Origin of the sequence: Treponema brennaborense DSM 12168, assembly GCF_000212415.1 — a bacterium.
GTDB lineage: Bacteria > Spirochaetota > Spirochaetia > Treponematales > Treponemataceae > Treponema_F > Treponema_F brennaborense.
Genome location: NC_015500.1, coordinates 2,061,640 through 2,074,620, shown reverse-complemented (window position 1 = coordinate 2,074,620; position 12,981 = coordinate 2,061,640). Strand labels below are relative to the sequence as shown.

The following is a 12,981-nucleotide window of genomic DNA, read 5'->3' as shown; positions in this document are numbered from 1 at the left end:
CCGTACATTTATGTATCGTCTTTTTCTTTCCGGGGGATTAGCGATTTATCCCGATAAATCGGCATATATCTGCGTTGAAGAAAGCCCCGTATTGTGTTATTATTATATCGATATGAATTATTATGCGGTTCAGGTGCGCACGCTTAAAGAAGAAGCGTATATTGCGAGCATTTCAAGACAACTTGAGGATACGGAAATAAAAATCCAGTTTTTATTTCCCAAGCGGAGACTAATTATCCGCCGTCAAGGGGAGCAGGTTAACGAATTGATGCCGCTTTTTCCCGGCTACGTGTTCATTGAAACGGAAAAATTATCTACCGAACTGTACAACGTTGCCCGTTCCGCCAAATATTTTTCCCGATTTCTGCCGAATAATCAGAATATCTGTTCCCTTTCCGGTAAGGATTTGGCCGTGCTGAAACATTTTATCGGCTTCGGTGCGGTTGCGGAAAGTTCCAAAGTGTATTTTGACGAAAACGATCGGATCGTCGTTACGTCGGGACCGCTTCACGGACTTGAAGGCTCGATTGTAAAAGTTGACCGGCGCAAACATCGGGCAAAAGTAAAACTGGATTTTGCGAACGAATGTTTTTTGCTTGATTTGGCGTTTGATATTATAGGAAAGAACACTGTCTCCGACGGAGGCTGTCATGACAGCACGGAATGAATGTAAACTGTACATAATCGGTGCCGGGTTCGCCGGGCAGATGATTGCGGACGAACTTTCACGTAAAAAAATATTCGGACGGGTCGCCGCCTTTCTCGACGACGACGCGGAACTGATCGGCAAGGAAATTGACGGAATTCCCGTTTTGGGGCCGATCGATAGGATTGCGTCCCTGCTGAGCCATAACGACGGCGATGAAGCGATCATCGCCATGCCGACTGCGGCGACCGCGCGCATCCGGGAAGTGTACGACGTGCTTACCGAATGCGGATTCAACCGTATAAAAATATTACCGGCTATTTCGCAGATTGTGGACGGAAGCGCGCATTTCGTTCAGGCGCGTGAAATAGATCCGCTCGACATTTTGGGGCGTACGCCGGTAACTATTTCCCTGAAAGAAAGTCTTTCGTATCTGCGCGGAAAACGGGTTCTCATTACCGGCGCGGGCGGCTCGATTGGTTCGGAACTGGCCCGGCAGCTGCTTTCAGGCGGAGCGGAGCGGCTCTATCTGTTCGGCCACGGAGAAAATTCCATTTATCTGATCGATAAGGAATTGCGTATGCTGCAGCGCGAAGGCGTCGGCGAAAAGGCGACGATCGTTCCCGTGATAGGCGAATTGAAAGACCGTACGTACGTCAATTACATCGTGTCGAAACTGCGCTGCGACGTCATTTTTCATTGCGCCGCGTATAAACACGTTCCGCTCATGCAGGAAAATCCGGTCGCCGTAATCGAGAACAACGTGTTCGGTACCAAAAACCTGCTTGACGCCGCGCTCGCGAACGGAACGCGCCGATTCGTGCTTATTTCTACCGACAAGGCGGTTAGTCCCGTTTCCGTATACGGCGTTTCCAAAATGCTGTGTGAAAAACTCGTTCTGCAGGCGGCTTCGCGCGTTTCCGGCGGCGCCTCGTATATGTTCGTTCGGTTCGGAAACGTGCTCGGCTCCCGCGGTTCGGTGCTGCCGCTTTTTATGGAACAAATCAAAGCAGGCGTGCCGCTTTCGGTAACGCATCCCGACGTAAAACGTTTTTTCATGACCATTCCCGAAGCGTGTTCGCTCGTACTTGAAACGGGCGGCGTCGGGCAGAACGGCGTGTCGTATTTGCTCGACATGGGCGATCCGGTGCGCATCTGGGAACTGGCCGAGCAGGTGATCCGGTTTTCGGGCTATGAACCGTATAAGGATATCGACATAAAATATATCGGACTGCGTAAAGGCGAACGGCTCGACGAACCGCTGTGGCTTGAAAGCGAGCGTCCGTCTCCGACCGCATACCCGAAAATACTGCAGCTTGAAACGGCTCTGCCCGAATACGATTTGGACGACTTGCTTGAAAAACTGCGTCCGGTGTGCGCGTTCGATCCCGAGTGCGCCGGCGTATACCGCAACAGCGCGTATCTGACTGAATTATTGTGCGGCATATCGCCGTCTTTAAAGGAATTTTACGATGCAGGAAACGAATAATTTCATTCCGTTTTCATTTCCGGCTTTGGGAGCCGAAGAAGAAGAAGCGGTGCTTCGCGTGATGCGCTCCGGCTGGCTCACGACCGGAAAGGAAACGCTCGCGTTTGAATCCGAATTCGCGTCTTTCGTTTCTGCCGGCAGTCCGGGGCAAAGCGGCGACGCTCCGCTGCGGGCGCTTGCGGTGAACAGCGCGTCGAGCGGTCTCATGCTCGCAATGGATGCGTGCGGCGTGGGGCGGGGCAATACACCCGGCAAAATCCTCACTACGCCGTACACGTTCGTTTCCACGGCGACCGGCGCGTGTCATTTGGGCGGCGGCGTCGTATACGCCGATATCGAACGGGATTCGTACAATATCGATCCCGCGCAAATAGCAAAAAAACTTGCGGAAAATACGGATATCCGGGCGATCGTGCCGGTGCATATCGCGGGTAATCCGTGCGATATGGACGCCATTCTCGCTATTGCACGTGAGTACGGCGTTCCCGTTATAGAAGACGCCGCTCACGCGTTTCCGCTGCGCACGGCGCGCGGCTACGCCGGAACGCTCGGCGATATCGGCGTCTATTCGTTTTACGCGACGAAACCGATTACCACCGGAGAAGGCGGCATGATCTGCACGCGCAATCCCGAATACGAGCGGCGCATGAACGTTATGCGTATGCACGGTATCGACCGGCCCGTCTGGAACCGATATACGTCCGAAAAAGCGTCGTGGGAATACGACGTCGTGGCACCCGGTTATAAATGCAATCTGCCGGATATCCTTTCCGCGATCGGAAGGGTGCAGCTGGCAAAAGCCGACGCGCTGCTTGCCGAACGTGCGGCGCTTTCGGCACGCTATAACGCCGCGTTCGCTCCGTATGATTTTTTGCAGTTGCCGCCGGACGGTGAAGGAAACGCGTGGCATTTATATATGCTGCGCATCGTACCCGAAAAACTGCGTGTCGGCCGTAACGAATTTTCGGCGCTGCTCCAGCGGGAAGGTATCGGTGTTTCCATGCATTTCATTCCGCATTTTAGGCTGTCCTATCTGAAAAAAACGTTCGGCTTGGATCCGGCGGATTTTCCGCACGCGCTGCGGCAATTTGAAACGACCGTTTCCCTGCCGCTGTGGCCGGGAATGACGTCCGCCATGCAGGAAAAAGTGATTGAAACCGTCGTCCGCATCGGGAAGGAACAGTATGTGCGCTAAGAAAAAAAATACCGGCCGCAGTCTGCTGGACTTTGCCCGGTCTTTTTACACTGATTTGGAGATCGACGGAATGCTGCACGCCGTTTTGGTTCGCAGCCCGATTTCCACCGGTTCCATAAAATCGATCACGCATCCGGCGATGCCGGACGGGTATTTTTTATTTACCGCAAAAGACGTTCCCGGCAGCAATATCGTGCGCACATTGGACACCGATTCGCCGGTGTTTGCCGATTCCGAAATTTCGTATAAAGGCGAGCCGATCGGGATTCTCGCGGGTCCCGACGCATCGCGGCTTCCGCTCATACTCGAGCAGCTTGAAATCCGGTTCGGACAGTCCGCCGCACCTTCGGAAACGCTGGCTGCGCCTTCGGAAACGCTGGCTGCGCCTTCGGAAACGCTGGCCGCGCCCGTACCGGAACCCGCGGTTGCAGCCGAACTTGCCGGCGATGCGGACGTTCCTGCGGACAGCCCCGCGGACGGAAGTTCGGGTATCGGCGGGCAATCCGATGCGGAGAACCCCGTACCGGATCCGTTCGGCGGAAACGCGATACTCGCCCAGCGCATCGTAACCGGCGGCGCGGAAGATGCGGAACTCGTGTTCGCCGAATCGGATACCCGAATCGAAGGCTGTTACAGTGCCGGCATCCAGCCGTTCGTGTGTACGGAACCCATTGGCGGTATCGCCAGCTACGACGGCGGAATGCTGACCGTCTATACTCCGGCGCTGTGGTTCAGCCATTTACGGCAGACCGTGTCGGACGCGCTGGGGCTCGGCCGGGAACGTATCGTGATAAAAAAAACGCTTACTTCCGGCAGCGGAACGAACAGCATCTGGTACAACGCGATTCTTATGGCGCAGATTGCGGTGGCCTCCGTTTTGACGGGAAAACCGGTAAAATTGGTGTTTTCGCGTTCGGAACAAAGTGAATTTATAGAACGGGTCGTTCCCATAGCCGTCAATCACCGGACGGCGGTTTCGCCGGACGGAGTAATAGAATCGCTTATAGTATCCGTTGCAATCGACGCCGGCGCGTATAATCCGTTCATTTCAGAAATCCTCGACCGGCTGGTCATTTCGGCCGCGGGACTGTATAATCCGGCTTCCTTTAAAATAGAAGCGTACGCCGTGCGTTCCCGGACTTCTCCCGCGTCGATTTATTTGCCGCGCGCCGACAGTCAGGTTTTTTTTGCCATTGAAACTCACCTGCAGCAAATTGCGCGCAAAATCGGTATGCATCCGAACGAACTGCGCCTGCTCAACATCAAACGGCCGCCGGTGCTGCCGTTCCGGTTCAACGCCGAGCAGACGGACGCCGTCTTTGCGGCTGCTGCGCGGGAAAGCGATTTTGCCCGAAAATATGCCGCGTATTCGTTGTCCGCAGGCGATCCCGACTTGCTCGGCAGCGGGACGGTTCCCGGCCGCGGAATCGGTTTCGTTTCGGCCTTTGAGGGCAGCGGCTTTTTGGGCGGCGCGCTCGATTCCTCCAATCAGCTCATGAAAGTTTCGATGGAAATCGACGGAACGGTTACCATTCATTGTTTTCCGCCGTCGGCTTCCATCAGATCGATTTGGGTGCAAATCGCGTCGAAACTGCTCGACGTGCCGCCGGCAGTGGTCAAGATCGACAGCGATTTCAGCTTCGACAACGAACCGTCGCTTCCCGAAGGTATGTTCAGTAATATCAGCGTTATGACGCAGCTGCTGCGCAAATGCTGCAACGCGATTCAGAAGCAGCGTTTCAGACAGCCGCTTCCGATAAGCGTTGCGCGCGGTATTACGCGCACGCAGAAAAAGTTGTGGGACGCCAAAAACTTTTGCGGTACGCCGTTTCTGAACACTGCGCTCGGCGCCGCCGCCGTTGAAGTCGAACTCAGTCCGTGCACGCTGCGTCCGAATATCCGCGGCATATGGATTGCGATCGACAGCGGTGAAATTCTGGCAAAAAAACAGGCGGAATCTACGATTAAAGCCGCCGTCCGGCAAGTGCTGTCGGGACTGGTCTCGAACGACATACTCGATTCTCCCAAAATTTCGGTATCGTTTATCGAAGATTCGGCGGAATCGAAACAGATAGGTTCCTTGGTGTATTCGCTCATTCCCGCGGCGTACGCGGCGGCCGTCGCTCAGGCGCTGGGAAGACCGGTTTATACGCTGCCGCTGACGACGGAACAGTTGTACCGGACGGATTCGGCCGCTGAACCTGCCGTATCCGATGAAAACGAATCTGCGGAAGAGGAGTCCGAAACGTGAAACTTCCTTTGATATTAAACGGCGAACAGAAAATTCTTGAAGTCGATCCCGCCGAAAAACTTTTGACCGTGCTTCGCCGTGAAAAACTGTTTTCGGCAAAGTCCGGTTGTGAAAAAGGAATCTGCGGAGCCTGCACGGTTTTGCTTGACGACAGGCCGGTTCCTTCGTGCATTATTCCCGCGGCGGCTGCGCGCGATTCCGTAATTGAAACGCTGGAACACTTTTCCCAGTCGGACGCATACGCCGATATTATCGGCGGCTTTTCCAAAGCGGGCGTCCGGTTGTGCGGGTACTGCAACGCCGGCAAGATTTTCGTCGCTTATGATTTGATAAGAACCGGTACGAGGCCGTCGCGCGGCCGCATTTACGAGGCGGTCCGGCACTTCAACTGCCCGTGTACGGAAACCGACACGCTGGTGCAGGGGATTCTGTTCGCCGCTTCCGTGCAGCAGGAACACGGCAGGAGAAAGTCCGATGGCAAAAACTAAGACTGTGTATTTCGCCCGTAATATGGCGGACGTTTTGTATCAGCTGAAAACGGTATCGGATCTGCATATTTTCGGCGGATGTACGTACAGTCGGACGCTCGCCGACACGTCTCTTATCATTCGGAACGTTCCCGAGCTGAAAGAAATCGACCGGCGGGAGCGGTATATCGATTTCGGTGCCGCGGTAACGCTTTCCCAATTGCTGGATCTCGGCAAAAAACGGCTGCCGGCCGTACTGTTCGACTCTTTGCACGCTGCGGCGACTCCGCTGGTCAGAAATCTGGCAACTGTCGGCGGGAATATCTGCATTCCGGGTATAAAACATTCGCTGTTTGCTCCGCTGCTTGCCGTCGACGCCCGGCTCGAATGCAGAAATTCGTCCGATACCGAGATAATTCCCATTACGCAGTTTACGGCGGTTCCCTCCGGCTGGTTGCTGTCTAAAATCAGGGTTCCGATCGACGAATGGGATATCGCCGTATTCCGCCGGATCGGTTCGTCGTATAATATAACGGAATCGAGTGCTTCGTTTACGTTTTTGGCGAACACGCAGAAAGGAATCCTGTTCGATTTGCGCATCGCGTTTTGCGGAAAGCTCCAGCTGCGGAGCCGGGAACTGGAAAACCGGCTCATCGGTTCGCGCCTGCCGCTTACTGAGCGGAAAATCGAAGATATGCTTGAAGCCGCCGCGCAATGTTTCGACGATATCTGTGAACGCGAATCGTTTCCCGTTGATTCCTGCCGCATATTGAAAAAACGTTTTTTGAGTATGCTCGGCTATTCAATGGAACAGTTGACGTAAACCGCCTGCCGGAATAAAAAAAAGACCGGCAGTAAAGCCGGTCATGCCATCAGGCAACCGGGTACGCAATGGGTGGGAGGGGATCTGCGTACCCGATATTTTATTATCGGGTATAAGTGCCGAAAACTTTACTTTTTTTATTGATTTTCCGTTACGTCGACGTTTACCGTCAAATTTACGGTATAAGATCTGCCGTTTATCGCCTGAATCGTTTTAACTGCTTCGTAATCGCCTACCAAAAAACGGATTCGGTGTTCGCCCTGACTGATGATAAACGGCGCGCCCGTTTCCGTAATCGGGTTTTCGTTCAGAAATATTACGGTACCTTCCGGCGCGGAAATTTGGAGCGTCGGCGCGATGTCTCTGAACTGGATGCCGATCGTATTGGTTTGCGCCTGTTCTATCGTAAACGTCCGGGTTTCGTTTCGGTAAAAGTCAGAAACGATTGAAAGATAATGCACGCCCGTATCGAGGATGACCGCGTTGTCTTTCAGCACGGTCTGTTTTTCATCGATAAAAATACTGAACGGTTTGACTATCGGTTTATTTCCGGCATCTTTGGGATATTGTACGTTGAGTGAGAGCCGGCCTTTGTCGATGTAGACGGGTTTTATGGTAACCGTAAAAGATTCGGCGTCGAACGATTCGGGAATTCCTTTCATGACGAGTTGGAATCTGATAAAAACCGTTTTTGCAGCGTTTCCGTAAAAATACGGCAGTACGGTCGTGTACGGATTCGTTTTTACCGTATAATCGGATCGGAGCGGCAGCGTTACGTTCATGCTGAGTCTGGGCGGCAGCGTTTTCAAATATTCTTTTTTTCCCGAATAGTCTATAACGTTCGGTTCCGGTTCGGGAGCGATATCAGTGTAAAAAGAATATGCGACCGAGTCCCGGTACGCTGCGATAATTTGCGGAATTTTGACTTCGATTTCGATCGCCTGTAAAAACGTTGTGTCTTCTGGCAGCGTTACGGCGACGGCGTCGTTGATGCCCGCTTTGCAGCTGACGGTTTCTCCGTCGTCGGGCATTTTGACGGTTTCCGTCCGGTGCACTCTGAATACTTCCGCCGATACGGACTGCAGCCCCGCAATGAAAAAAAACGTTATCAGAAAATAAAAAAATCTTCTCACCAATTTTTCCTCGTCAAAAAGCCGGAAGGAATTTCCGCGGATCCTGAGCCGAACCGTTTATGCGTATTTCAAAATGCAAATGCGGTCCCGTTGAAAGTCCCGTCGATCCGACGTTTCCGATTATACTGCCTCCGGTTACTGAATTCCCTTTTTCCACCAGTATCCGGGACAGATGCGCGTACACGCTCTGCGTATTATTATCATGATCGATGATAATAAAATTCCCGTATACGTCGTCGAATCCGGTATTTGCAATGACACCCGATTTGCACGCAAATACGTCCGTACCTTGCGGAGCCGCAAGATCGATCCCCCGGTGAAACGAAGCCGCTCCGGTGATTGGGCTTGCTCTCATACCGAATTTTGATGTAAGAATACTGCCGGGCAGCGGCATTTTAAGCGAGGTATCAAGAAAATAAGCCCGTTCCGTAGGGTTTAACCGTTCTGATGGTATATATTGGAATATCCTACCGTTCACAGTATAACATAAACCTTCATTTAAAGTATAGTATCTTTTCCGTAAGATGATCCCCAGATTCGTCACCGGTTCCGCAGGAATGAACAAGCCGGGCGCGTTCGGCAAAAACAATTCTTTTTGCTCCAACACGGTATCCGCCGCCGGTATGTCGTTCAGCAGCGCGATCGCTTCATAGGGGATCGAACACCGCGCCGCCAGGGAAAACAGCGTGTCGGTCCGTTTGGCCGTGTATGAATAGAACAGCACGGTAACCGGTTTTCCCGCGGCAATCTGCCGGTACGCAATTTCCACGTCCTGCGCGTACTGGGCGAATACCGGATTCGCAGCGCTCAATTCGGTTATGCGCGGAGAGTACGGCTGCGCGTGCACCGCCGATACGCCGCACATAGCCGCATACAGCAGAACGGCAAAGAGGCGCGCCGCGTTACCGTTTGTGTGCGTCTTTGCGTAATCCGAACGCAAGTATGCCATATATAACGACGGCGGCAAAAAGAGTCAGAGCTGCGGCGCCTTTCATTTCATGCAGGACGCAGACGATGCTGCCGATAACGCCTGAAGCTCCCACGGCGATCCGGAGCAGCAGTATTGCCAATCGGTGCAGCCGTTTTGATTTTTCCGCCCGGTCCGTTACGCCTATCGTGAGATACGTACGGATTTTCCGTGCGATGAAAAAAATGACGGAGCCGGTTAGTATGATCAGTACGGTCGCGCTGTACACGTTCGGCGCTGAAACGGCGAACATCCACAAGGGCAGGACGACGATGCAGCCGAACGCCGCGCATAACGCGGCGAGTGCCAGTATTTTTCCGGCGGAAACGCATAATTTTCCGTATCCTGAAAGAATTCTCTTGATCATTGCGGCTTCCTTTCTGCGGATAAAAAGGGGCTGCCGCGGAAGTCTGCCTTCCCCGCCAGCCCGTGCAAATTTACCGTAAACTGAAAACGGTTTATTCTTCTACGATAGCTTCCGTGGGGCACGCGGCGGCGCACGTTCCGCAGCTGACGCATGACGCCGCGTCGATAACGCGTTTGTCGCCGTCTTCGCTGATCGCGCCGACCGGGCATTCGCCTTCGCAGGAACCGCAGTTTACACAAGCATCCGTAATTTTGTAAGCCATAGGTATACCTCTTAGTATATATAATCTAGTATTAAAATAACATGTAATAGTATAAAAAAACAAGATATTTATACGGATTTTCCGTAAAATATTCCGCTCAGCCGCCGAACGCAGTCAGCAGTACGGCCAAATTCCGGCGCATCGCGTCGAGATACGCGTCTTTGTCCAACGGACCGGTTACGGCGGGATCCAGTTCGTATACGGTGAGTCCCGTTTCCGAAGCGATCACTTCGGCTGCGGAAGACGAATACTGCGGTTCGGCAAAAAGCACCGGTTTCCGCGCCGCCGCCGCGTACGTTTTGACCAAGGCGATCAACTCCAGCAGTTCTTTTGCCGTCGGCTCCGTTCCCGGTTCTCGTTCTATGATCGCCGCCGTGTCGAATCCGAATTCCGTGGCGAAGTACGGAAACGCTTCGTGAAACGTAATGACCGGGCGGCCTGCGTAGGGGGCGAGTTTTTGGTGCATTTCCTTAGACAGTGTGCGCAGTTTTTCGATATAAACGCCCGCGTTGCGCCGGTACGCGTCGGCGTTGGCGGGATCCGCTTCGGCAAGCGCCGCCGCTATTCGCTGCGTTTCGTACGCCGCGCCCTCGGGTGAAACCCAGATATGCGGGTTGTCGTCGATAAGTTCGTAGCCGTCGGCTGCGATAACGTTTCTGCCGCTGCGCGCCTGAACGGCTTTATCAAGGAAGCTTTCCATTCCCGCGCCGTTCAGCACCAGAATGTCGCACTGCGTGAGCGCGCTCATGTCTTTGGCGGTAAGCTGGTAGTCGTGCAGACAGCCGGTGTCTGCCGGTGCGAGCAGCGTGATTCGGGTGTCGGGAACGTTTTCCGTGATATTGAGCAGCATGACGTACAGCGGATAAAACGTCGCCGTCACGACTGTCGCCGGTTCGCTTGAAGCTGCTTCTCCCGTTTTTTTAGTGCAGGCGGAAAACGAGCATATGCTCAGAACGGCTGCCGCAGCGCATAAAACGCGGTAAAGATATAAAACAGGTCTTTTCATACCGTGAGTATAGCCGATCTGCCGGGTTTGCGCCAGAGCAGCGTCCCGTCCGCCGCCTGCATCCGTCCGCCGCCTGTAAGCGGCCGGCGGACGTGGCCGCGAGGTCGCCGACGGACGAATGCAATCCGCCGGCGGAACAGCCGCGTTACTTCGAGCCGGCCTGTACCAGCGTAACGGCGGCCGTGGCTACGATGTCGTCGGCGGAACAGCCGCGCGACAGGTCGCTGATCGGTTTCGCGAATCCCTGCAGAAACGGGCCGTACGCGTCGGCGCCGGCAAGCCGCTGTACCAGTTTATAGCCGATGTTTCCGGCTCCCAGGTCGGGGAATATGATCGTGTTGACTTTTCCGGCAACCGGGCTTCCCGGCGCTTTTTTAACCGTTACGGCCGGAACCAGCGCGGCGTCGGCCTGCAGTTCACCGTCGAGCAGCAAATCGGGCGCTTTTTCACGGGCGAGGCGGACGCCTTCCTGTACGCGCAGCACGTTTTCATGATTTCCGCCGGAACCCTTCGTTGAAAACGAGAGCATCGCGACGGCCGGTTCTGCGCCGATCATTTTCCGGCAGGAATCCGCCGCGGAAATCGCGATATCGGCCAGCTGTTCCGCCGTGGGAACCGGAATGACCGCGCAGTCGGAAAAAATCATCAGTCCGTCTGCGCCCCATTTACCGTTGTGCGTATCCATAACGAAGCAGGAAGACGCGGTTTTCATGCCGGGGGCGGTTCCGATAATAGTCAATCCGGCACGCAGTACGTCGGCCGTTGCCGAAAGCGCGCCGGCAACCATCGAGTCGGCCTTTCCTTTCCGTACCATCATCGCGCCGAACCGCAGAAAATGTTTGATGTCGGCGGCTGCCTGTTCACTCGTCATGCCTTTCTTTTTGCGCAGCTCGTAATATTCAGCGGCAAAATCTGCATTCCATTCCGACGTTTCAGGATCGATCAGCGTAATACCGTCCAGAGAAACGCCCAAAGAGAGTGCAGCTTTTTTGATTTCTTCCGGTTTACCCAAAAGGATTACTTCTTTCGCCAATTTTTCGGCGACGATTTTTGCGGCGGCGGCGATAGTGCGTTCTTCCGTTCCTTCGGGAAGCACCAAGCGGTTCTGAAGCGCGGATGCTTTTTTCTTCATTTCTTCGACAAAGTTCATGAGATATGTCCTTTCCAATGTGTTATATTATAGAGCATAATCCCTTATCCGAATTTACGCAAGCCGTTTTTTCCGCCGGGGTTTTGATTTTTCCGTCTGCTATTTGCATTTTTCTAGCGGACTGCGGAGCGGTCCGTGCGGTGCGGCGTTCGGGTTCGGCCTCAGGCAGGAGAATCGGTAAATACTTGACGGGAATCCCGTTTCCCGTTACAGTAAATGTATGTTTGAACTGAAAAATACGGATTTATTCGAGCTTGAAGAAGAAGATTTCGACACGGTTTTGGCAACCGATATAGTGTTTACCGGAGAGATCCGGTTTGCAAAACCTTTTATGATTAAGGGGTCCGTAAGCGGTTTAATAACAGCTACCAGCGATTTGGTCGTGGATACGAATGCGAAAGTCGTTGCGGACATTACCGCCGAGCGCGTGTTGGTGCGGGGCAGTGTGGAAGGCAACATCGACGGCAAACAGTTGGTTTTCGTCGCTTCCACCGGTTCCGTAACCGGTGACATTTGTTCCGCTCAGGTCGTGCTCGAGCCGGGAAGTTCTTTTTCCGGCAAATGTACTATGGTGAAATAATATGTCCGGAAAATTACGCGCCGTTTTTTACAGTGTATGTGTGATTCTGATCGCGGGAACGCTTCCGCCCGCGTTCGCCCAGCAAAAGGCCGACGCGCTCCAATTGTATACGAGCGGCAAATATGCGGAAGCGATTCAGGTGTGTGAATCGGAACTGGCGGAAAACCCGAACAATCTCGATTCGTATACGGTGCTGTGCTGGAGTTTGGTAAAAAACCGGCAGTATGCGGAAGCCGAACAGCGTGCCGGAGACGGGCTGAAAGTGAATCAGTACGATCACCGTCTCATAGAAGTTCTCGGTGAAGCAAAATTTTATCTGGGTAAAAATAACGAAGCGTTGTCGCTTTTTGAAGAATACATTTCGTACGTTCCCGCGAACGGCAGCCGCATCGGTACCGCCTATTATTTTATGGGTGAAATCTATATCCGGCAGGCCAAATATCAGCACGCGGATATCGCCTTGACTGCGGCCGTCCGCTCGGAACCGCTGCTCGATTATTGGTGGACCCGTTTGGGCTACGCCCGCGAAATGGCGGGCAATTACCGCGCGTCGATTACCGCGTACGATAAGGCGCTTTTACTGAATCCGTCTCAAGCCGATGCCCGGCGCGGCCGCGACCGCGTGCAGGCGTCCCTGTAGCGGAG

The 12,981-nt window shown here is 53.7% G+C and carries 14 protein-coding genes; 8 read left to right on the top strand and 6 right to left on the bottom strand.

The genetic code is table 11. From position 1 onward, the window contains the following. Positions 1 to 112 precede the first annotated feature (112 nt). From loaP to TREBR_RS09035, 6 genes are read left to right on the top strand one after another with little or no spacing between them, the layout of a single operon-like run. On the top strand, positions 113 to 667 hold the full coding sequence (gene loaP / locus TREBR_RS09060) for an antiterminator LoaP (protein WP_041610780.1): 555 nt from the start codon (positions 113 to 115) through the stop codon (positions 665 to 667). Then, positions 651 to 2,135 carry a polysaccharide biosynthesis protein gene (locus tag TREBR_RS09055; RefSeq protein ID WP_013758883.1) on the top strand — a complete coding sequence of 495 codons (1,485 nt, stop codon included), beginning with the start codon at positions 651 to 653 and terminating at the stop codon, positions 2,133 to 2,135. The genes loaP and TREBR_RS09055 overlap by 17 nt, the downstream gene beginning before the upstream one ends. Next, entirely contained in the window at positions 2,119 to 3,330 is a 1,212-nt protein-coding gene (locus TREBR_RS09050; protein WP_013758882.1) for a DegT/DnrJ/EryC1/StrS family aminotransferase, read from the top strand. Before TREBR_RS09055 ends, TREBR_RS09050 begins: the two co-directional genes overlap by 17 nt. Beyond that, the gene (locus tag TREBR_RS09045) at positions 3,320 to 5,581 is read left to right on the top strand and encodes a xanthine dehydrogenase family protein molybdopterin-binding subunit (RefSeq protein WP_013758881.1); all 2,262 of its coding nucleotides are present in this window, start codon (positions 3,320 to 3,322) and stop codon (positions 5,579 to 5,581) included. Before TREBR_RS09050 ends, TREBR_RS09045 begins: the two co-directional genes overlap by 11 nt. Beyond that, positions 5,578 to 6,069: a (2Fe-2S)-binding protein gene (locus tag TREBR_RS09040; RefSeq protein ID WP_013758880.1), complete on the top strand. Its 492-nt coding sequence runs from the start codon at positions 5,578 to 5,580 to the stop codon at positions 6,067 to 6,069. Before TREBR_RS09045 ends, TREBR_RS09040 begins: the two co-directional genes overlap by 4 nt. Then, positions 6,056 to 6,871, top strand: a complete 816-nt coding sequence (locus TREBR_RS09035; RefSeq protein ID WP_013758879.1) for an FAD binding domain-containing protein — start codon at positions 6,056 to 6,058, stop codon at positions 6,869 to 6,871. Before TREBR_RS09040 ends, TREBR_RS09035 begins: the two co-directional genes overlap by 14 nt. 137 nt (positions 6,872 to 7,008) lie before the next feature. Here the strand turns inward: TREBR_RS09035 and TREBR_RS09030 are convergent, their stop codons facing one another. From TREBR_RS09030 to pta, 6 genes are all read right to left on the bottom strand, one after another. Next, positions 7,009 to 8,004, bottom strand: a complete 996-nt coding sequence (locus tag TREBR_RS09030) for a hypothetical protein (RefSeq protein ID WP_013758878.1) — start codon at positions 8,002 to 8,004, stop codon at positions 7,009 to 7,011. Positions 8,005 to 8,017: 13 nt separating this feature from the next. Beyond that, positions 8,018 to 8,953 carry a LysM peptidoglycan-binding domain-containing M23 family metallopeptidase gene (locus tag TREBR_RS09025; RefSeq protein ID WP_013758877.1) on the bottom strand — a complete coding sequence of 312 codons (936 nt, stop codon included), beginning with the start codon at positions 8,951 to 8,953 and terminating at the stop codon, positions 8,018 to 8,020. Then, entirely contained in the window at positions 8,907 to 9,338 is a 432-nt protein-coding gene (locus TREBR_RS09020) for a hypothetical protein (RefSeq protein WP_013758876.1), read from the bottom strand. The genes TREBR_RS09025 and TREBR_RS09020 overlap by 47 nt, the downstream gene beginning before the upstream one ends. A 91-nt stretch (positions 9,339 to 9,429) precedes the next feature. Then, positions 9,430 to 9,600: a DUF362 domain-containing protein gene (locus tag TREBR_RS09015; protein WP_013758875.1), complete on the bottom strand. Its 171-nt coding sequence runs from the start codon at positions 9,598 to 9,600 to the stop codon at positions 9,430 to 9,432. 97 nt (positions 9,601 to 9,697) lie between these two features. Further along, positions 9,698 to 10,606 (bottom strand): metal ABC transporter substrate-binding protein, encoded by a 909-nt coding sequence (locus TREBR_RS09010; protein WP_013758874.1) that lies wholly within the window; start codon positions 10,604 to 10,606, stop codon positions 9,698 to 9,700. 145 nt (positions 10,607 to 10,751) lie between these two features. Further along, a complete protein-coding gene (gene pta, locus TREBR_RS09005; protein WP_013758873.1) occupies positions 10,752 to 11,756 on the bottom strand; it encodes a phosphate acetyltransferase in 1,005 nt (334 codons plus the stop codon). 220 nt (positions 11,757 to 11,976) lie between these two features. Here pta and TREBR_RS09000 point away from each other — a divergent pair, with 220 nt between their 5' ends. Together TREBR_RS09000 and TREBR_RS08995 are read left to right on the top strand one after the other, a co-directional pair. Continuing rightward, a complete protein-coding gene (locus tag TREBR_RS09000) occupies positions 11,977 to 12,336 on the top strand; it encodes a bactofilin family protein (protein ID WP_013758872.1) in 360 nt (119 codons plus the stop codon). Position 12,337: 1 nt separating this feature from the next. After that, positions 12,338 to 12,976: a tetratricopeptide repeat protein gene (locus tag TREBR_RS08995; RefSeq protein ID WP_013758871.1), complete on the top strand. Its 639-nt coding sequence runs from the start codon at positions 12,338 to 12,340 to the stop codon at positions 12,974 to 12,976. Positions 12,977 to 12,981 lie beyond the last annotated feature (5 nt).